21 protein-coding genes and 1 pseudogene are annotated in these 19560 nt (G+C 68.8%); 13 read left to right on the top strand and 9 right to left on the bottom strand.

Translation table 11 applies throughout. The features are described from left to right. Positions 1 to 185 precede the first annotated feature (185 nt). The 3 genes from AC4OXY_RS04970 to AC4OXY_RS04960 all read left to right on the top strand — a co-directional run bounded on the left by AC4OXY_RS04970 (position 186) and on the right by AC4OXY_RS04960 (position 2215). Positions 186 to 437 (top strand): hypothetical protein, encoded by a 252-nt coding sequence (locus AC4OXY_RS04970; RefSeq protein ID WP_491993262.1) that lies wholly within the window; start codon positions 186 to 188, stop codon positions 435 to 437. 391 nt (positions 438 to 828) lie between these two features. Continuing rightward, positions 829 to 1239, top strand: a complete 411-nt coding sequence (gene arr / locus AC4OXY_RS04965) for an NAD(+)--rifampin ADP-ribosyltransferase (RefSeq protein WP_356028017.1) — start codon at positions 829 to 831, stop codon at positions 1237 to 1239. Positions 1240 to 1393: 154 nt separating this feature from the next. Continuing rightward, positions 1394 to 2215 (top strand): MerR family transcriptional regulator, encoded by an 822-nt coding sequence (locus AC4OXY_RS04960; RefSeq protein WP_491993261.1) that lies wholly within the window; start codon positions 1394 to 1396, stop codon positions 2213 to 2215. Between the two features lie 49 nt (positions 2216 to 2264). On the opposite strand, the gene AC4OXY_RS04955 is transcribed toward AC4OXY_RS04960, so the two are convergent. Together AC4OXY_RS04955 and AC4OXY_RS04950 are read right to left on the bottom strand one after the other, a co-directional pair. Beyond that, positions 2265 to 2516 carry a hypothetical protein gene (locus tag AC4OXY_RS04955; RefSeq protein ID WP_491994833.1) on the bottom strand — a complete coding sequence of 84 codons (252 nt, stop codon included), beginning with the start codon at positions 2514 to 2516 and terminating at the stop codon, positions 2265 to 2267. A 36-nt stretch (positions 2517 to 2552) separates the two neighbouring features. Then, positions 2553 to 2795, bottom strand: a complete 243-nt coding sequence (locus AC4OXY_RS04950; protein ID WP_491993260.1) for a transposase — start codon at positions 2793 to 2795, stop codon at positions 2553 to 2555. 292 nt (positions 2796 to 3087) lie between these two features. On the opposite strand from AC4OXY_RS04950, the gene AC4OXY_RS04945 reads away from it, so the two are divergent. Then, positions 3088 to 4122 carry an alpha/beta fold hydrolase gene (locus tag AC4OXY_RS04945; RefSeq protein WP_376294260.1) on the top strand — a complete coding sequence of 345 codons (1035 nt, stop codon included), beginning with the start codon at positions 3088 to 3090 and terminating at the stop codon, positions 4120 to 4122. Between the two features lie 22 nt (positions 4123 to 4144). Here AC4OXY_RS04945 and AC4OXY_RS04940 read toward each other — a convergent pair whose 3' ends face one another. Beyond that, positions 4145 to 4909: an SDR family NAD(P)-dependent oxidoreductase gene (locus AC4OXY_RS04940; protein ID WP_491993259.1), complete on the bottom strand. Its 765-nt coding sequence runs from the start codon at positions 4907 to 4909 to the stop codon at positions 4145 to 4147. Between the two features lie 120 nt (positions 4910 to 5029). Next, entirely contained in the window at positions 5030 to 5989 is a 960-nt protein-coding gene (locus AC4OXY_RS04935; RefSeq protein ID WP_402071090.1) for an SDR family NAD(P)-dependent oxidoreductase, read from the bottom strand. A 161-nt stretch (positions 5990 to 6150) separates the two neighbouring features. On the opposite strand from AC4OXY_RS04935, the gene AC4OXY_RS04930 reads away from it, so the two are divergent. The 6 genes and pseudogenes from AC4OXY_RS04930 to AC4OXY_RS04905 all read left to right on the top strand — a co-directional run. Continuing rightward, positions 6151 to 6735: a TetR/AcrR family transcriptional regulator gene (locus tag AC4OXY_RS04930; protein WP_362817388.1), complete on the top strand. Its 585-nt coding sequence runs from the start codon at positions 6151 to 6153 to the stop codon at positions 6733 to 6735. 125 nt (positions 6736 to 6860) lie between these two features. Next, the gene (locus AC4OXY_RS04925; protein ID WP_376294047.1) at positions 6861 to 7070 is read left to right on the top strand and encodes a hypothetical protein; all 210 of its coding nucleotides are present in this window, start codon (positions 6861 to 6863) and stop codon (positions 7068 to 7070) included. A gap of 629 nt (positions 7071 to 7699) precedes the next feature. Continuing rightward, positions 7700 to 9373: an NAD-dependent malic enzyme gene (locus AC4OXY_RS04920; protein WP_491993258.1), complete on the top strand. Its 1674-nt coding sequence runs from the start codon at positions 7700 to 7702 to the stop codon at positions 9371 to 9373. After that, positions 9370 to 10851 (top strand): class II fumarate hydratase, encoded by a 1482-nt coding sequence (fumC, locus tag AC4OXY_RS04915; RefSeq protein ID WP_491993257.1) that lies wholly within the window; start codon positions 9370 to 9372, stop codon positions 10849 to 10851. Before AC4OXY_RS04920 ends, fumC begins: the two co-directional genes overlap by 4 nt. A 1508-nt stretch (positions 10852 to 12359) precedes the next feature. Beyond that, positions 12360 to 12674 carry a putative quinol monooxygenase gene (locus AC4OXY_RS04910; RefSeq protein WP_356028040.1) on the top strand — a complete coding sequence of 105 codons (315 nt, stop codon included), beginning with the start codon at positions 12360 to 12362 and terminating at the stop codon, positions 12672 to 12674. Positions 12675 to 12832: 158 nt separating this feature from the next. After that, positions 12833 to 13033: pseudogene (locus AC4OXY_RS04905) on the top strand (tetratricopeptide repeat protein); the annotation flags it as partial. A gap of 338 nt (positions 13034 to 13371) precedes the next feature. Here AC4OXY_RS04905 and AC4OXY_RS04900 read toward each other — a convergent pair. Continuing rightward, positions 13372 to 13593 carry a hypothetical protein gene (locus AC4OXY_RS04900; RefSeq protein WP_491994832.1) on the bottom strand — a complete coding sequence of 74 codons (222 nt, stop codon included), beginning with the start codon at positions 13591 to 13593 and terminating at the stop codon, positions 13372 to 13374. Positions 13594 to 13634: 41 nt separating this feature from the next. Here AC4OXY_RS04900 and AC4OXY_RS04895 point away from each other — a divergent pair, with 41 nt between their 5' ends. Then, positions 13635 to 14270: a DUF1989 domain-containing protein gene (locus AC4OXY_RS04895; protein WP_491993256.1), complete on the top strand. Its 636-nt coding sequence runs from the start codon at positions 13635 to 13637 to the stop codon at positions 14268 to 14270. Positions 14271 to 15005: 735 nt separating this feature from the next. On the opposite strand, the gene AC4OXY_RS04890 is transcribed toward AC4OXY_RS04895, so the two are convergent. The 3 genes from AC4OXY_RS04890 to AC4OXY_RS04880 form a co-directional block, all read right to left on the bottom strand. After that, positions 15006 to 15131: a hypothetical protein gene (locus AC4OXY_RS04890; protein ID WP_491993255.1), complete on the bottom strand. Its 126-nt coding sequence runs from the start codon at positions 15129 to 15131 to the stop codon at positions 15006 to 15008. Between the two features lie 313 nt (positions 15132 to 15444). Further along, positions 15445 to 16005, bottom strand: a complete 561-nt coding sequence (locus AC4OXY_RS04885) for an IS5 family transposase (RefSeq protein WP_491993254.1) — start codon at positions 16003 to 16005, stop codon at positions 15445 to 15447. Beyond that, positions 16002 to 16754 (bottom strand): rhomboid-like protein, encoded by a 753-nt coding sequence (locus tag AC4OXY_RS04880; RefSeq protein WP_491993253.1) that lies wholly within the window; start codon positions 16752 to 16754, stop codon positions 16002 to 16004. Before AC4OXY_RS04880 ends, AC4OXY_RS04885 begins: the two co-directional genes overlap by 4 nt. A 212-nt stretch (positions 16755 to 16966) precedes the next feature. On the opposite strand from AC4OXY_RS04880, the gene AC4OXY_RS04875 reads away from it, so the two are divergent. Together AC4OXY_RS04875 and AC4OXY_RS04870 are read left to right on the top strand one after the other, a co-directional pair. Further along, complete coding sequence (locus AC4OXY_RS04875; protein WP_491993252.1) at positions 16967 to 18070, top strand: sensor histidine kinase; 1104 nt, start codon at positions 16967 to 16969, stop codon at positions 18068 to 18070. Further along, positions 18067 to 18735 (top strand): response regulator, encoded by a 669-nt coding sequence (locus tag AC4OXY_RS04870; RefSeq protein ID WP_356028048.1) that lies wholly within the window; start codon positions 18067 to 18069, stop codon positions 18733 to 18735. The genes AC4OXY_RS04875 and AC4OXY_RS04870 overlap by 4 nt, the downstream gene beginning before the upstream one ends. A gap of 212 nt (positions 18736 to 18947) precedes the next feature. Here AC4OXY_RS04870 and AC4OXY_RS04865 read toward each other — a convergent pair whose 3' ends face one another. Further along, positions 18948 to 19253 carry a hypothetical protein gene (locus AC4OXY_RS04865; RefSeq protein ID WP_491993251.1) on the bottom strand — a complete coding sequence of 102 codons (306 nt, stop codon included), beginning with the start codon at positions 19251 to 19253 and terminating at the stop codon, positions 18948 to 18950. Between the last annotated feature and the right edge of the window lie 307 nt (positions 19254 to 19560).

Genomic DNA, 19560 nt, shown 5'->3' with positions numbered 1-19560 from the left:
CGGAACGCCGTGTCCCAGGACGTGGTCTTGGAGGCGGCGATGCTGTCGTGGCTGGAGGAACTCGATCGGCGGGAGACTGCCTCACAGGAGGAGATCGCCGAACTGCGGGTCAGATCGAGGAGTTGACCAGGCGTCTCGGTCAGCGGGAGGACGGGTTGTCCCGGCTGCAGATCACGCGGGAGACGATGACCGGGATCCTGTCCGGCAACGAGACGGTCTCGGTTGCCGGGGCGGTAGCGGACGCGGGCGAGGCGGAGATGGAGGAGCACCGGTTGCCGTCGGGATCGCCGGTCGGTGTGCGTCTGGTGCCGCACTGGACGCCCGAGCCGGCCGTGGGGGTGCTGCCGGATTCGTACCGGGACATCATCGAGGTCCTCCAGGACGCGGTGCATCCGATGCGGGCGCATCGATCTGGCAGGTGGCGACCCCGCTGCTGAACGCCGCGGTGTGTGCTACTTCATCTTCGGCATGCTGACGGGCACAAGGCCCGCCAGCTTCCCTACGCGGTCGGCTGGGCGCTGCTCTTCGGCGTCGGCGGGTGCATCTACTTCTGGAAGGCAGAGGGGCGGCACGACCGTGGCTGAGCAGATCACCGAATTGGTTCCCGCTGCGAGACGCTACGGGCCCGTGGCGTGCTCGGCACGAGCCCGGCGCCGTCGGCACCACGGCGGACCCTCGGTACCCGCGGCCGTGCCTCCCTGTGACGCGGCGGGTGCTCGCACACAGCGGGGCCTTCGGCAACGGCGGAGTGGATCCAGCGCTCCCGTCCGGGGCTCTTCACTCGGCAGACAGCTGGGGGCGGGCAAGCAGGTGCCGTAACCTGTGGTGATGAACCAGGCGTTGGACGAGGGACCGTTCTTTCACGGCACGAAGGCCGAGCTGCGGGTCGGAGATCATCTCACCGCCGGATTCCGTTCCAACTACCGGCCCGAAATCGTGATGAACCACATCTACTTCACCGCGTTGCGCGACGGCGCGGGACTCGCCGCCGAACTTGCCGCCGGTGACGGAGCCCCGCGGGTGTATGTCGTCGAACCGACCGGAGAGTTCGAAAACGATCCAAACGTCACCGACAAGAAGTTCCCTGGAAATCCCACTCGCTCCTATCGCAGCAGAGAACCGCTCCGGATCGTCGGGGAGGCCACCGACTGGACGCGACAGACACCCGAAGCTCTCCAGATGTGGCGAGACCGGCTGGCCGCAATCCGTCTTGATGGCCGCGCCGAAATCATCAACTAAGAGGATGTCTCACGTGGCGATGTCTCGTCACGAACTGCTCGCTTGTGGGCACACTCGTGCAACTGCGCCGATGGAGCCCCGAGTTCTCGCTGCCCCGGCCGTCAAGTAGCTTCTTGACTCTCACACCGTGTCAGGCGGTCAGCTCGGAGACATCATGTTCACCATCGGAGACTTCGCCCGACATGGCCGCGTCTCGGTCCGGATGCTGCGTCACTACGACGCGACCGGACTGCTGCGCCCGGCTCACGTCGACCCCGCCAGCGGCTATCGCTACTACACCGCTACCCAGCTCGCCCGCCTCAACCGGATCATCGCGCTCAAGGACCTCGGATTCACTCTCCAGCAGGTCCAGGACATCGTGGACGAGAAGGTCGGCCTCAAGGAACTGCGCGGCATGCTGCGGCTGCGGCGGGCCGAACTGGAGACCGCAATGGCTGCCGCAGGAGCACGGCTGATCCAGGTCGAGGCGAGGCTCCGAGCGATCGAGAATGAGGGGCACATGCCCACGAACGACGTCGTCATCAAGAGCGTCCCTTCCGTCCGGGTGGCGCAGCTGACCGCAACGGCCGCGAGCTTCGAGCCCGAGGACATCGGCCCGGTCATCGGGCCGCTCTACGACGAGCTGTTCCGGTGCCTGGGCTCAGCGGGTATCACTCCCACGGGCCCCGGCATCGCGTACTACGAGGACGCCCCGGAGGGCGGAGGCAGGATCAGCGTCCACGCCGCCGTCCAGGTCTCCGTCCCTCTCCAGGACGGTACCTTCCGGATCCTCGACCTGCCGTCCCTCGACCAGGCAGCGACCATCGTGCACCACGGTTCGATGGACGCCGTGCTCCCCACCGCCCAGGCCCTGGCCCGCTGGATCGACGCCAACGACTACCAGTCGACCGGATACCCCCGCGAGATCAACCTGGAGTGCCCGGAAAATCGTGACGACTGGGTGACGGAACTGCAGGCACCGGTGACCCCGGCCTGATCAATCGCGCCCCAGCCTGGCCGGATTACGTTCGGGCAGCGGGAGACCGCTAAGGCCTCCCGCTGCCCGACTTCAGTCTTGAGAGCTTCTTGTAGCAGTTCAGGGCGGCAGCGAGGCCGAGAAGGGCGAGGAAGTGTGAGCCGGTTCGCTCGTATCGGACGGTGAGGCGGCGGTAGCCGAACAACCAGGCGATCGACTTCGGCCCGGTGAGGGTGCCCCCCCTTTTCGTCCGGGCCGAGGCGGCGTCAATGATCGCCGAGGTCAAGTCGACTTCGTCCTTGGCGCCGAGTTCGTCCAGCACCGCCCGGTGAAGCCGGCGCCACAGGCCCGCCTCGGTTCACGCAGTGAACCGGCGATGCACCGTCGCGGGAGACGTACCGAACGTCGGCGGCAGATGCCGCCAGGCACAACCGCTGGTCAGCACGTACACCACGGCAGTGAACGCGGCCCGCTCATCACACGGAGCGGTCCCACCATCCGGCGGACGAGCAGTGAACGACGGCAGCAACGGGGCGAGCAGCTCCCAGAGTTCGTCAGGAACCAGACGCTGCGACAGATCAGCACCCACGACCTGCATCATGCCGCACAGACTTCACACCACGTGAGACAGCCACTATGTCGACTGCATGCCGGGTGGCCACTGGGATCACTCAGACGGAGCAATGTGTACATGTCCCGTCACGTTGCGCCGTCAGCGGTACGAGTGTTCCATGGCAGAGGAGCGAACCGGCGTGAGAGCCCGGCCATGAAGGTCCTCGACCACGGAGATCAGACACATCCGACTGCCGGCCCCTCCCTCGGCGTCACGCCCTCCGTGGCCTGCCCGCGCCCTCCTCGAACAAGGAGATTCACCGATGGAAATGCGCGGACCCATGCATAGCCGTCGTCAATTCCTCGGAGCCGCAGCCGCAACCGCTGTGACAGCCCAGTTCGCCATGGGGGACACTGCGCAGGCACAGTCGGAATCGCGAGAACATATGGCTCATCCCGGGGTCGATCCTGCGAAACGGACGTCCTTTGGCCCGGTGAAGCAGATCCACGCCGGGGAACTCGACGTGGGGTACGTCGAAGCCGGACCGGCGAATGGGCAGGCGGTCCTGCTCATGCACGGCTGGCCCTACGACATTCACAGCTACGAGGCGGTCACGCCGTTGCTCGCGGCCAAGGGGTACAGGGTGATCGTCCCCTATCTGCGCGGCCATGGCACCACGCGATTCCTGTCGAGCAAAACGCCCAGGAACGCACAACAGTCGGCGTTCGCCGTCGACATCGTCGCGCTGATGGACGCCCTGAAGATCGACAAGGCCGTTCTCGCCGGGTACGACTGGGGATCGCGGACGGGCGACATCATTGCGGCCCTCTGGCCGGAGCGCTGCAAAGCGCTGATCTCGGTGACCGGCTACCTCGTTGTGAATGTCGAGGCCAACAAGACGCCGACGCCGCCGAAGAGCGAATGGGCCTGGTGGTATCAGTACTACTTCTCTACCGAAAGAGGCGTACTCGGCCTCCAGGAGTACCGGCGCGATCTGGCCAAACTGGTCTGGAAGTTCAACTCCCCGACCTGGAACTTCGACGAGGCGACCTTCGATCGGACGGCAGCGGCATTCGGCAACCCCGATTACGTCAGTATCGTGATCGACAACTACCGCTGGCGCCTTGGGCTCGCGAAGGGTCAGCCGCGGTATGACGAGCTGGAAAAGCGTCTGGCCGCGGCGCCGGTCATCAAGGTGCCGACGATCACCATCGACGGAGCGCACGATCCGTTCACCCCTCCGGGGAACGGGTCCGCGTATCGCAAGAAGTTCGCGGGCAAGTACGCGCACCGGACCCTGGACGTAGGGCACAACGTTCCGCAGGAGGACCCGCAGGGGTTCGCGGCGGCTGTCGTGGAGGTCGACGGGTTCTGACCGGTGCGGCGCCGCGAGGGACCTACCAGGTCTGCTCGGAAGCGCGGACGAGGACTTCGTTGACGGACACCCTGCGGTCACGCGTGACGACGAAGGCGACCGTGTCCGCGACGTCCTCGGGGCGCAGCATCTCCATCCCGGCCAGCTGCCGGCCCAACGACGCTCTGATCTCGTCCCGCGAGTGCGTGACGAACTCGGTGTCCACCGTCCCGGGTTCGATCACGCTCACGCGCAGTCGCTGCCGCATGACCTCCTGGCGCAGGGCTTCGGTGAACCCGTTCACACCGAACTTGGTCATGCTGTAGACCGCCGTGCCCGGCCGTGCCACGCGTCCCGCGGTGGAGCTGATGTTGACCAGGTCCGCGACCCGGCGGGGCGAGTCCTCCGCCGCGCTCAGCAGGTGGGGCAGCGCCGCGTGGGTGACATGGAGCAGGGCCTGGAGGTTCACCCTCACCATGCGTTCCCATTCCTGGGCGGGCGCGTTCAGGACCGGTCCGGCCATGCCCACGCCAGCGTTGTTGACGAGGACGTCCAGGCGGCCGAGTTCGACCACCACACGTTCCACGGCGGCCGTCGCCTCTTCCGGGTCCGTGATGTCGGCATCCACCACGAGGGCCGCCCCGCCCTCGGCGCGTATCTTCCCGGCCAGCTCCTTGAGCCGGTCACGGCGCCGGGCGACCAGGGCGACGGCGGCGCCCTCCGCGGCGAGGCTCAGGGCGGTTGCCTCGCCGATGCCGCTGCTGGCGCCGGTCACCAGGGCAACGGTGTTCTGCAGACGTGCGGCCATGACTGTCTCCTTGATCTGGATCGAGATCGAAACCGGGGGGGAATGCGTGGCGGCGGCGATGCGGTGGTGGCCGACCGGCGCCCGTTGCGGGCCCGCGGCTGCTGGTGCTGGACGGTGCCGTCAGGCGGCCGTGGAGACGGTCGTGAGCATGTCGAGGGAGACCTGCCACAGACGGGCCGCGTTGTGGGGGTCCACCGCGTGGGCGGCGACTCCCCGGCGCACACCAGGCCGGTGCGGGCCGGCCTCGTTGCAGTCCTCGAAGTACCGGCCGGTCACACCCTCGGCCAAGGGAGAGGCGGCGAGCAGCACCGAGGTCGCGGCACCCTGCTCGATGTTCTTCCAGGACACGTCGGTGCTGGTGGGGTCGAACGAGGCCGGGCTGTTGGAGATGTCCCCGATGTGTCGGCCGAGCCGGGTGCTGGTGATGCGGCCCGGGTTGAGGGCGTTGACGGCGATGAGGTCGGTCGCCCAGCGGCGGCCCGCCTCGACGGCGAACAGGACATTGGCGGTCTTGGACTGGCTGTAGGCAGCCCATGGGTCGTAGGGGCGCTGCTCGAAGTTGATGTCGTCGAAGATCACGCCGCCGTTGACGTGGCCGACCGAGCTGACGGCGACCACGCGTGCACCGTGGGCTGCTGTCAGGGCGCTGTGCAGGCCGGTGGCGAGGGCGAAGTGGCCGAGGTGGTTGGTGGCGAACTGCATTTCCCAGCCTTCTTTCGTCCGCTCCAGCGGCGAGGCCATCACGCCGGCGTTGAGGACCAGGATGTGCAGGGGCCCCCGCCACGCCGCCACAAAGGCGTGCACCGATTTCTGATCGGCGAGGTCGAGCGGCGCGGCGTCGACCGTTCCCGGACCCGTTGCCGGTGCGATCTCCTTCGCGACCCGCACGCCGGCGGCCAGGTCGCGGACGCCGATGGTCACCTCGGCGCCGGCGGCGGCCAGGACCCGGGCGGTTTCACGTCCGATGCCGGAAGCGCCCCCGGTGACGATGGCGCGCCGGCCGCTCAGGCCGATGCCTGCGAGTACCTCGGCGGCGGTGGTCTGCGCTCCGAACGGGGTCGTGAGGAGGTTGTCGGTCATGGGTTCTCCAGGAAGGCGACGGGAACGGGAGGCGAGTGCGCGTCCGATGGCGCGCGGCCAGGGGGTGTCGTACCCTCATATCCGGAACTGGTTCCGGTTACGCCATCGAGAGTAAGCGGAACCGGTTCCGGTTGCAAGTGTGACGAGGAAGGGAGTCGGCGGTGACCGGTATCGAGGGGGGCTCGGCGCGGCCCGGCAGGCCGTTGCGCGCCGACGCGCAACGCAATGAGGACCGACTGCTGGAGGCGGCAGCGGACGCCTTCGCCCGTGAGGGAGCGGGCGCCTCGGTCAAGGACATCGCCCGTGCGGCAGGTGTCGGCGTCGGCACCCTCTACCGCCGGTTCCCCTCCAAAGAACTGCTGATCGAGGCGATCTACCGGCAAGAAGTACAGCGCCTGTGCGAGGCGGCACAGCACCTCACCGCCACACAGCCACCGGTGGACGCGCTGCGGACCTGGATGGAGCGCTTCATCGACTTCATGGCCGCCAAGCAGGGCATGGCCGACGCGCTGGCCGTGGTCCTCACCGACGAGAGCGAGAAGGTACACACCCGGTCACTGCTCGCCGACGCCATCGCCCACCTGCTCGGCGCCGCGGAGGGGCAGTCGGTGGCACGGCCGGGGGTCGAGGCGCAGGACGTGCTGATGGCCCTCGGCGGAATCAGTCTCATGGCCGCCAGCGAGGAACGACGCGACCTGGCCACCAGACTCATCGACCTGCTCCTGCACGGCGTCGTGACGAGCTGACGCGATCCGCGCGACTGCCGCCCCGCAGAGTCCCTCGACGCCGCGATGGCCATGACGCCGGGCGGACCAGTGGGCAGTCGGCGTGGGCGCACCCCTGAACGCGGGAAGCGACCTGGGCGGCCTCGGTGGCGTCGAGGCTGGGTGGTCCGACGAGTCCACTCACCGCAGCCACCGAGCAGGAGCTGCGGCAGGCCGTACCGACACGGCTCGCCGCGGCCTTGGGCGGTACCGGTGCCTTGCCGGTGTCGGTCGGCGAAGGGCGACTGCGCGTCTGCTTCGACGGCGGGGTCCCGCTGCGGCGGGCCGACGCCGCGCACGGCACGTCGGTGCGCTGAGCACCCTCTCGGAGGCCCTCCGCACCGGCAAGGCGCAGCACCTTCCGCATCGGCAGGAATACATCCGCCGCCCGCGTCAGGACGTCACTGTGTCCCCGGTACGGCCATGACCTCGCCATGCCGGTCTTTCCCCTCGGCCCGGTCGGAGACCGCAGCGCGACAGCGCGCCGGCGGATGGTCACCGCCGTTGTCGTCGAGGGCCCGGGCCCGTCGCTCGACGGGCCCGGGCCGGACGGCCCGCCGCCCAGGCCTTGCGCGGCGGGCTGGACGCCGAGGCGACCGCGGACCGGGTACTCGATGCCGCGTCCGCGGCCACGACGATGTGACGGTGCTGGTCGTGGGACGCGCCGAAGCGTGAAGTCGCGCACCCCGTCGGCGAGTCGTTAGCCTGAGTTCATACTCTGGCACCGATGAGGTCCCCACCGATGTGTGGGGCGGGCCCGCCGGGCCGCGCGCGTCGGCGAGTGACCGTCCCGTGGGGACGCCGGGCTCATACCTCCATATTCCGCCGGGCCCCGGGGCCGGTCCGACCGTCGCAGGTTCCGATCAGGATTGCACTCCGCATAGAGCGTGTCCGCGCAGTCACCCCGGGCAGAGCCGACTCGGCTTTCGCACAGAGGGAGATCGTCATGACCGACAGCCACGCGCGGACCCCGGCCATCCCCGGCGTCCTCGTCGATCCACTGCGTAACCGCGGCGTGGCCTTCACACCTGAGGAACGGGAGGCCCTCGGCCTCACGGGGCGCCTGCCCTCCGCAGTGCTCACGCTCGACCGGCAGGCTCAGCGTGCCTACCAGCAGATGCAGGCTCAGAGCAGCGACCTCGCCAAGAACGTGTACCTGGAACAGCTGCACGACCGCAATGAAACCCTGTACTTCAAGGTACTCACCGAACACCTCGCCGAACTTCTGCCGATCGTCTACGACCCCACCGTGGGCGAAGCGATCGAAAAGTACTCCCACGAGTACCGACGCCCGCGCGGCATCTTCCTGTCCGTCGACCGGCCCGACGACATCGAGAAGGCCTTCGCCACGCTTCAACTCGGGCCCGAGGACGTCGACCTGATCGTGTGCACCGACGCGGAGGAGATCCTGGGCATCGGGGACTGGGGTGTGAACGGGATCCAGATATCGGTCGGGAAGCTCGCGGTCTACACCGCGGCCGCGGGCATCGACCCGAGCCGTGTCGTTCCCGTGTCGCTGGACGTGGGTACGGACCGGGCATCGCTCCAGGAGGACCCGCTGTACCTGGGCAACCGGCATCCCCGCGTCCGTGGCGCCGACTACGACTCGTTCATCGAGAAGTACCTGGAGACGGCGTCGTCCGCGTTCCCCGACGCGCTCCTGCACTTCGAGGACTTCGGTCCCAGCAACGCACGGCGGATCCTGGAGCAGTACGGCGGCCGCTACCGGATCTTCAACGACGACATGCAGGGCACCGGAGCCATCACACTGGCCGCGGCCCTGTCCGCTGTCAAGGTCAGCGGTGTGCGGATGCGTGACCAGAAACTGGTCGTCTTCGGCGCCGGGACCGCCGGCGTGGGCATCGCCGACCAACTGCGCGACACGATGATCCGCGACGGCGCGGACGCGGAGCGCGCCGCCGCACAGGTGTGGCTCGTCGACAAACAGGGACTGCTCATCCGGGACATGACCGACCTGCGCGACTTCCAGCAGACCTACGCGCGTGATCCGGCCGAGATCGCGGACTGGGAGCGGAGCGATGGTCAGGTCTCACTGCTGGAAACGGTGCGCAGGGTCGAGCCGACCATACTGCTGGGCACCTCCACCGCGCATGGCGCGTTCACGCGTGAGGTCGTCGAGGCCATGTCCGAGGGCACCGAGCGGCCGATCATCTTCCCGATCTCCAACCCCACCTCCCGGATCGAGGCCATGCCCGCCGACGTCATCGCCTGGTCCAGGGGGAAGGCGCTCGTCGCGACCGGCATCCCCGTCGAGCCCGTCGAATACGACGGCGTGACCTACCAGATCGGGCAGGCCAACAACGCACTGCTGTACCCCGGCCTGGGCCTGGGCACGATCGTCTCCGGTGCGTCCCAGGTGACCGCGGGCATGCTGCTCGCGGCCGCGCAGGCCGTCGCCGACCAGGTCGACCCCTCGGGGCCGGGCGCCTCCCTGCTGCCGCCCGTAGACGACCTGCGGGAGTCGTCCGCGATCACCGCGACCGCGGTGGTCGCGGCGGCCCTCGACGACGGCGTGGCCACCTCCAAACCGGTCGACATCGCAGAGGCTGTCCGCCGGGCCATGTGGCAGCCGGTCTACACGGACGGAGCAGCAGCATGAACAGGCGACACTCCGGCGCCGGCCGCTCAGGGTCGGCCGCGCGGGACGAAGGCCCGGAGATCCTCGACATCCCCATCGGCCTGCACGCGACCGGCACCCGGCGGGAGACCGACTCCATGGGAGCCATCGATGTCCCCGCGGACCGCTACTGGGGCGCCCAGACACAACGGTCCCTGATCCACTTCTCCATCGGGGACGACCGGATGCCCAAGGCGGTCTACCACGCCTACGGCTACGTCAAGAAGGCCGCCGCCGCCGTCAACGGGCGCGCCGGGCGGCTCCCGGCCTGGCAGGCCGACCTGATCCAGCGGGTGGCCGACGAAGTCATCGCGGGCGACCTGGACGACCACTTCCCGCTGTACGTGTGGCAGACCGGGTCCGGTACGCAGTCCAACATGAACACCAACGAGGTGATCAGCAACCGCGCAATCCAACTGGCCGGCGGGGAACTGGGCAGCAAGTCCCCGGTCCACCCCAACGACCACGTCAACATGGGACAGTCGTCCAACGACACCTTCCCCACCGCCATGCACATCGCCGCGGTCAAGGAGATCCACGAGCACCTGCTGCCCAGTGTGCAGGCGCTGCAGCGTGCCATCGAGACGAAGGCACGGCAGTGGCACGACGTTGTGAAGATCGGCCGCACGCACCTGGAGGACGCCGTCCCTCTCACCGTGGGGCAGGAATGGTCCGGCTACGCCCACCAATTGCAACAAGCCATCGGCCGCGTCACCAGCGCCGCCGAGGGCCTGTACGAGCTTGCGATGGGCGGCACCGCGGTGGGCACGGGGCTCAACGCCCCGCCCGGATTCGGCGAGCAGGTGGCAGCCGACATCGCGGACGCGACCGGTTACCCGTTCACCACCGCGCAGAACAAGTTCGCCGCCCAGGGCGGTCTGGACGCCATGGCCGGCGCCTCCGCCGGGCTGCGGGCGCTGGCCGTGCCGCTGATGAAGATCGCCAACGACATCCGCTGGCTGGCCTCAGGCCCCCGCTGCGGCCTCGACGAACTCATCCTCCCGGCGAACGAGCCCGGTTCCTCGATCATGCCGGGCAAGGTCAACCCGACCCAGTGCGAGGCGATGGTCATGGTCTGCATCCAGGTGCTTTCCGAGGACGAGGCCATCGCCTTCGCCGGTACACAGGGCAACTTCGAACTCAACGCCATGCGCCCGGTCATCATCAACAACTTCCTGCACGCGGCGACCATCCTCGCCGACGCCTGCACCAAGATGCGCAAGTACTGCATCGAGGGCGCCGAGCTCAACCGCGACCAGATCGACCGTTACGTCGACCGGTCCCTGATGCTGGTCACGGCCCTCTCTCCCGTGATCGGTTACGACAAGGCCTCCGCGATCGCCCACAAGGCCGACGACGAGGACACCACCCTGCGTTCCGCCGCACTGGCTTCCGGTTACATCAGCGCCGAGGACTTCGACCGCATCGTCCGGCCCGCCGCCATGGTCGGTCAGGCGTAGAACAACACGGGGCGGGGCCGCCTGCACGTGGAGGCGCCCCGGTCGACGACACCTACCGACGGCAGCTCGGCAGCCCAGCCGCACAGCAGACCCTCGCGCGCTACCTGGACAACCTGGAAGGCACGCGGGAGGAAAGCCCGCTCCGGGCAGCTCAACGTGCTGGGTAACTGCGGAGCACGGCGCCGACGACGACCGCCACTGTGGAGGCGGCGGGGCCCATGGTGGTTGCAGCATGCACCGGTGCGCACCCGTAGCCGCTCCAGCGGTGGTGAGCCGCGCTCAAGGGGCACACGATGGAGGGAGCGGCGGATCGCAAGCCCTTCGGTGATCACATGGTGGGACTGGTCGTCGTCGTGTAGTGCCTCCGCTGACCGCGTCGACTCTCTCGCCGGCGCTTGGCCAGTGGAAGATCACTGGCATGGCCGATCACTGCGGTCTGCACTCGGCGTTTGTCCAGGGCCATGCAACCGCCAGCCGTACTGGAGCCGAGATCCGCCTCCGGTCGGCGCCCTGCCACACTGCCGGGCGCCCAGCTGACTGACGGTATCTCACGCCACTGACAAACGCGGGAGGGCTGAGGCGTTGGGACCCACTGGGTTCGGCGCGCCGCTGCGCAGACAGTTACCTCAAGGGGAAGTCCGAAGCGCCGCCCAGACGCTGTGGCTCACGACGACGTCACCAAACCATGGAGACTTCCTCTCAGCTTCCTGCCACGGGCGACTCATCCGAGATCGATACCTTCTTCCGCCATCACCTCGCATCCGCCGGAGTCGAGTGACCAGGTCGGTAGATCGACGCGGTCACGGGCCATGGTGGAAGGCGAAGACGGTCTCCAGGGGTGGGACGAGCGAGGCGATTCCAGCGGCGTTGCTCCCGCGCCCGCGGCCACGTCGAGGAATCGCCCGTGTATGACGTGACGATCCGGCGCACGCAGTACTGCTGCGAGCCTTTGCGGGCGAGCGCTGACGTAGCGGACGCCTCTTCGACCTGCAGTGCGTCCGCGGCGCCGGCCTTCGCGGGCCGAGGCGGTGTCAGGTCAGGTAGTCGGCGACGAGGGCGGCGAACTCGTCGGGAGTGGCGAGGCGGAAGCCTGCGGATCCCAACCGGGATTCGACGGCCCCGCCGCCCAACCCGATGACCCCGGTCACGTACGCCCGCCTGATCCACCAGATGTTCAGCCTCGTCGGCTACGCCATCGACAGTGACAACGTCGACTTGGCGGAACACCTCGACCTCGTCGACGCGATCCGCGAGCTCTACACCCGAGCCGGCACCGCTGCCCCCCGCCCCCGAGGACTACTGACCGCAACCGCGGAGCGATCACCCGGTGCAGCCACCACGTCCTGCTGCCGTGCAACCTCTAGCTTCCAACCATGCCCGTTGCATTGCGGCCGGGCTTCCTGACGGGGACCCGGGCAAGGCCGGGGTGCCCGTGCCTGGCATAGGCTTCTTGAGACCATCAAGATCGCGTCCGTGAATACGGACCGGTCCCATCCCAAGGAGGTTCCTTGCCCATCGTCGTTGCCACCCTCCGGACCAAGCCCGGCCGCCGGGAGGACGTGCTCGTGGCATTCCGCCGGCACGCTGCCGCCGTGCACGCTGAGCCCGGCTGCCTGCTCTACGCCGCCCATGCCGGCGAGGACCGCGTCACTGTCGTGGAGAACTGGGCCGATCAGGCCGCTCTCGACGCCCACTCGGCCGGGCCGGTGCTGGCCGCGCTGGGCGGGGAGATCGCGGACGCGCTGGCCGGCCCCATGGACGTCGCGGTGCTGGAACCGGTTCCCGCTGGTGAGCCGGAAAAGGGTCAGCTGCCGAACACCTGAGCCGGGCCGGGTCACCAGCACGGGTCGGCCGTCAGCGGCCGCCGCCCAGCCGCCCGCGCTGGCCCGGTCCCGACAGAATCGCCTGGATACGGGGCTGTCAGGGGCGCTGGGAAGAGACGACCGAGCTGGCCCGCGCAGTCGTTGAGTAGGTCGACAGCATTCATGACGAAGCCCGCCCTTTCGTCGTAGCCGCCCGCCACCTGTTCGCCGAGTGCCTGCTGCACACCGGCAACCTGACAGCCGCCGAAGACCAGGCCACACGCGTGCGGCAGATGCGTACCGTGAGGCTTGGCGCCGACCACCCCTGCACGATCGTCATCAGCTGTGGCCTTGCCCGGATCCTCGCGGCCGCTGGCCGACTGGAGGACGCCAGCCTCTCGCCGCCCAGGTCCTTCCCGCGGCCGTGCGTGTCCTGGGTGAGCACAACGTTCACACCAGACGGCTCCGCGAACTGGCCGCGTGACTGCTGCCCGTCGCCTGGTGGGGCAGTCCGGGGTCGGCGGGCTGGAACTCCGACTGCTCGGACGGTGGCTTCAAGCTGGACGGCGGCTGCGGCGTCGAGGGCAGTGATGGCCTCGGCCCACCACTGCACTGAGCCGGCTCGGCATCAGCTGACACGGCACGATTGCAGGCGCTGTCAAGCGTGTCGGAGGGCAGCGAGGCCGTGGCGGGACGGGTCATGGCGTCCGGCCCGTCGCTACGGGGGAGAGCTGCGGGCCGGACGCTTCACGATGACACACGCCCCCTGCCACCCGGAAGAATCGAGGTCGACTTCCTGCCGCGCGGCGTCAGGTGGGGTAGTCGGCGACGAGGACAGAGAACTCGCCGGGGTGGCGAGGCGGATGCCGAGGTCTTCGGCGTCGGCGCGTTGGGAGCCTGCGTTGTCACCGGCGACCACCGGGGTGGTCTTCTTGGTCACGCTGGACGTAGGCGCCTCGGTCTGAACACCAAGGAGGGATCATGGCTGTCACGATGACGCTGGCCGCACGCACAGGAGCGGCCTTCCAGGTACCGCGGGGCGGAACACTGCGTGTGATCAACACGTACGGGAGCCAGGTGGTCGACACCTGGGCCATAGCAAGGCAGGAACCGCAGCACGGGCTGTCGATGGCGCACACCCGCGCCGTGCTCGGCCGCCTGGTGGTGAAGGCCGGTGACGAGCTGGTCGACGACCGGCGCAGGCCCGTCCTGCACATCGCCGAGGACACCTCGCCGGGCGTGCACGACACCTTGATCCCGGCCTGTGACCCCGTCCGGTACCGGCAACTGGGACACACAGGTCACCACGACAACTGCAGCGACAACTACCACCGAGCCCTCGCCGACTCCGGCCTCCCGGACCTCCTGATCCCGGTGCCCGTTCCACTGAATTTATTCATGAATGTGCCCGTCAACTCGGACGGCGACATCGTGTTCAGCGCGCCGGTCAGCCGTCCGGGCGACTCGGTGCTCCTGCGGGCGCTCACGGATGTGGTGGTCGTGCTGTCCGCCTGTCCGCAGGACATCCTCCCGGTCAACGGCGTTCTCCAGCAGCCGAGGGACGTGGAGGTCCGGATCACGGACGCGCCGGGCAAGCACACAGAAGAGCAGTCATGAACCGGGAAACGGGCTCGGACGCCGCTGCCACGCGTCGCCGGACGGCGGGGCCGCCTCCACACCCGTGGCGCGACAGGTCCTGACGTCCGGCCCGTAGCCACGGTGCCTGAATCAGGCTGCGGCTCGCGTGCATTGAGCTCCTTGCCGCGCATCGTGACGTAGTCGGTGAGCCGATCCTCCAGGCGTGACGGCACCTGCCCCACGAGCTCGATCCCATCCAGGGTGACCTACGGGCCACGCAGAGCGTTGACCGCGACACCCGCCAGGCCGATCGGCTCGTCGTAGTACGCAGTGACCGCCGGCCCGGAGAACCTGGCATCAGAGGCCGTGGTCCTACCGGATGTGATCACTGAGTTTCCGCTGTTCAGGCATGGTTCCGGTGTCGTCGTGGGAGCGTTTGGGCGATCAGTTCGTCCTCGACGATGCGGAGGTGGCCGGTGGCGTCGGTGATGGGTTTGCTGGAGGGAGCGGGAGGCCGCTGCCCGGGTGCTGGTGGAGGAGCTTCAGGCGGAGGCGGACCGGATCCTGTCCGAACTCGCTGGAGCCGAGGCGGTGTTGGAGCGCCGGGTGATCGCTCGGGTGGAGCTGGCCGAGGCCCTGGGGGGATGCGACGAATGCGGCCGTGCAGGAGGCGCCGGAGCCGGTGCCGGCGGTCAAAGTGGTGAAGGTCCCGGTCGCGGGGTCGATCGTGCCGCGCTTCGGGGAGGGAAGGACGGTGGAAGCGCTCGTGCCGGACTATCGGCGGATCGTGGAGCTGGTGGAGTCCGGTCCGGAAGCCGGTGAGGGGATGTCGGCGAAGGAGATCGCGTTCAGGCTGGGGCTGGAGTTGGTGCTGGCGAAGACCGAGGGGGTGCGGTCCAAGGCGAGGCGCCTGGCCGAACGGGGCTGGCTGGCCGTGTCGCCGTCCGGCCGGTTCACGCCGCGCCGGCCCACCGTGACTGTTCCTGCCGCCGTCGGGAAGCCCGGCGGCGAGGCGACGGCTCATGAGCATGGCCTGCGAGAAGTAGATGAACGCCGCGGTGCTGGCGGGGAGTGTCTCAAAGTCCCGCACCAGGCGGCGCGGGCGCATCAGCCACCCCAGCGTGCGCTCTACTACCCACCTTCTCGGCAGCACCACGAGCCCCTTCATGTCATCGCTGCGTTTGACGATCTGAAGTGTGAGCTGGAGTTTCTCCTAAGTCCACGTGACCAGGCGGCAGGCATAGCCGCCGTCGGCCCACACCGGCGTGATCTTGTGGAACCGTGCCCGCAGGCGGGACAGCATGACGCGGGCGGCCTGGCGGTCGGTGACGTCGACGGCACACACCAGCACCACCAGCAGCAGGCCCAGGCAGTCCGTGATGACGTGCCGGCGTCTTCCGTTGATCTCCTTGCCGCCGTCATAGCCGCGCGTGACGGCGGACACCGAGGCGGCGCCCTTGACCGATTGCGAGTCGATGACCGCCGCGGTCGGCTCTGCCTCGCGGCCCTCGGCCTCACGGACCCAGCCGCGCAGCCGGTCGTGGAACTCCTTGACCAGGCCGTGCTCCCGCCACCTGTGGAAAAAGGCATACACCCGGTCCCAGGCAGGGAAGTCGGCAGGCATAGCACGCCACTTGATGTCGTTGTCGGTGACGTACCGGATCGCATCCAGCATCACGCGGTGACAGTAGCCCTCCGGCTGCCCGCCCCGGCCCTCCAGCCAGGCCGGTACCGGCATCGCGTCCCGCACCACTGCCCACTCCGCGTCCGTCATGTCCGACGGATACACCGGCACCCTCTCCGGGCGGTCGGCCGCGTTCCCGAACCTGTGCGCGAGACAATCGCACGACCATTGGTACCCCTCTCGGTCTGAAGCGATGCTGCGCGTGACGTCAGTCGTTGCAGGTGGCGGTGGTGGTGGCGGGCGTCGGACGACCGCAGAGCCCATGCCAGCAGCATGCCGGTGGACAGTGCTGTCACGTGGCCGACGGGAGTGACCCCCAGCGTGGTCAGGCCGCTCGTGATGTGCGGTGCGCGCACCGCGAGCGCGGCGAGCGCGGTCCATCGGTGCCACCGCCGGGCTCCCGCTGCCACCACGGCGGCCAGGGCCGAGACGATCACGTAGGACGGGCCGACGTCCAGCGTCGCACGCAGCGCCGGGTCGGCTCGGCCCGCCGCGATCCGCGCTGCCAGCAGCCCTTCGCTCACCAGCGTGCCGAGGACTTGGCCTGCCGCGATCAGCGCGACCGCCCGTATGTTGCCGAACCGGATGACGAGAAACGCCAGCATGGCCCCGGCCAGGGCGATGCCGCGCAGACAGGCCCAGGAATCGGCACCGAACAGGAAGGCGGAGGCGACGAGCGCCTCCACAGGATGATCACCCATATTGGCCAGGTTGGTCGACGCCCAGGCGTTCACCGCGTGATCACCGCCGTACGTCAGGGACGACGCGGCGGCGAGCAGGGCGAAGCCCCAGGGCACAGGGGAAAGCCAGCGGCGGGCGGGAGTCTGGGAGAGATCCATGTGGCCGACCTTGGCAGAGGGTGCCCGTGCCGCGGATCTGGCCACGGAATGACCGGCTGATCTCTGTCTCTGGACAGAGGCGGATGATCGCCCTCCTGGCTAGGGTCGGATGCGTGCGAGGCATGATGGTGAGACATGACGTGGCGTCCTTCGCCAGGAGACTGAGCCCGACTCAGCTGATCGGGCTGGATGTGCTTTTGGCCATGGCCCTGATGGCGTGGAATGTCTTGTGGTGGACGTTTGGCGCGCACCGCACGGGCTGGCCGGCATGGCAGGCCGTGCTGACGTGCTCGTTGTTCTTGGCCGTCGCCGTCCGCCGGCTGCTGCCACTGCCGGCTCTGGCGGTGGCGTCGGTGGTGATGGCCACCGAGGCCGCGGTCGGCTTGTCGGGGATCGTGGCGACTGCCTTGGTGGTGTACGAGGTGGCGGCCACCCGGCCCGCGCGTGTCGCGGCGTCCGCGGGCGCGGTGGCAGGCGCCGTACAACTCGCCTTGTTGACCCCTCTGCAGGACGTAACAGGGCATTCCTGGGGGTTGCCGGGGCTGATCCAACTCCTCATCATCCAGGCCGCCGCCTGGGCGATCGGATGGTCCACCAGACGGGGCCGCGCCTATTCCCAGGGCCTGGTCGAGCAGGCCGAGGAGCGGGCACAGCTCCTCCTCGTCGAGGAACGCATACGCATCGCCCGGGAGTTGCACGACGTCGTCGCGCACAGCCTGAGCGTCATCGCGGTGCAGGCGGGCGTCGGCCACCACGTGATCGGCAGCCGACCCGACGAGGCCGCGAAATCCCTCTCCGCGATCGAGACCACCAGCAGGGCCGCGCTGGGGGAACTGCGCTCCCTACTGGGTGTCCTGCGCGACGACGACGGCGCCGAATGGCTGCCCGGCGGCCTCGACGACCTGAACACACTCGTCGAACAGACCCGACGGGCAGGCGTGCAGGTCGACTTGACGACCAGCGGTCACCCGCACGATCTGCCCCGAGGTGTGGACCGCGCCGCCTACCGCATCGTGCAGGAAGCCCTGACCAACGTCGTCAAGCATGCCCGCACCAGCCATGCCCGGGCGACGGTCGCCCACGCGCCGGGCGAGGTCGCTCTCACGGTCGTCGACGCCGGAGCCGGCCGCACGACCACCCCGGTCACCGAGGGCCACGGCCTGACCGGCATGAAGGAACGCGCCACCCTTTACGGCGGCGAGTTTCACGCGGGCCCGCTCTCCCCGCACGGCTTTCGCGTCACCGCCCGGCTGCCGTACGCCACGGACGCGCGAGCAGCCCAGTTCCCCGTGGGCGCCGACCTGGAGGGCGCATGACGGTGCGGGTCGTCGTGGTGGACGACGAGACGCTGGTGCGTGCCGGGTTCCGGGTGCTGATCGAGTCGGAAAACGATCTCCAGGTCGTCGGCGAGGCGGCCGACGGGACCGAGGCGGTCAGGGTGATCCGCGAACTGCGCCCCGACGTCGCTCTGATGGACATCCGGATGCCCGGGCTCAATGGCATCGAGGCCATCCGCGCGCTGCTCGGCGGCCCGTCTCCGGTGCCCGTCCACGTCCTGGTGCTCACCACCTTCGACCTGGACGAGTACGTCTTCGAGGCGCTCCGCGCAGGCGCCGCGGGCTTCCTCCTCAAGGACACTCCACCCGCACGCCTGATCGACGCCGTGCGAGTGATCGCCACCGGGGAGTCGCTGCTGTCACCCGGCGTCACCCGCAAGCTCATCGAGACCTACGTCCGCCGCCCCGGCTACCCCGGCCCGGTCACCCGCACCTTGGACGGGGTGACCGGCCGCGAGCGTGACGTGCTGGGCTTGATCGCACGTGGCCTGTCCAACAATGAAATCGCAGCCGAGCTGTATCTGACTGTGGGCACGGTCAAGACCCACGTCAGCCATTTGCTGACGAAGCTGGGGGCCAGGGACCGGGCCCAACTCGTCATCGCCGCCTACGAAAGCGGACTGGCAGGGCCCGCACGTTGTTGAACCAGGACGAGCAGGAACCGGTTGTGGGGCAGGAGGTTCACGCCTCGGCCGGTGCGATCCACGCGGGGCACGACACAGCCCAGCCACCCGCGGATGGGTCAACCGGCTTGACGCCCGTCCCGGCGAGCCGCACGTACCCGGGCCCTCCACCTTGATCGTGGACACCTCGACACCGGATCTTGAGTCCAGGGAGAGGAGTTCCAGGTGGGGACCTACAACCACTCGGCGGAGTTCCGGGCCGACGCGGTGGCGTTGACCCGTTCGTCGGGCCGGCCTGTGTCAGGCATCGCGGCCGAGCTCGGCGTTGACCACGAGACGCTGCGGCCCTGCGCAAGCAGGTCCGGCGGATACACAACTCCGCATCGTGGCCAGTGCTGCTCCCACTGCTCCTTGGTGATCTCGTACCGTACGCCTCCCTGCTCGGAGCTCTCGATCATCTCCATGCCGCAGGGAGTGGGGACGGTGTCCGCGAGCGTCAGCTTCTCCATGAAGTTGTGCGAACCGTGGTTCACCGACATCGTCCCAGCCCAGACCATGCGCACACCGAGTTCTGTGAACGCCTTGCCCAACAAGTTCCGCGAGCCCTCGATGGGAAGACCCACTCCTTGCCGGTGATTGCCGCCGACGGCCGGATCCCCTTGGCGCAGCCGCCCTTGCGGCAGATCGTCGACGCGGGATGGCCTTGCACGGCGGTGACCGGCCCGACCGCCTCACCGGCTTGAGACGGGCGCGTCGATCGCGGCGCCCGCGAATCGCGCGGCGGCGCAGGCCTCGACCGAGCGGGTGTCTCGCGGCGTGCCAGGCAGAGACGTACTGGGCCCGTCC

This window comes from Streptomyces sp. HUAS MG56 (assembly GCF_058673395.1).
This window is presented reverse-complemented; position numbering and strand designations above follow the sequence as displayed.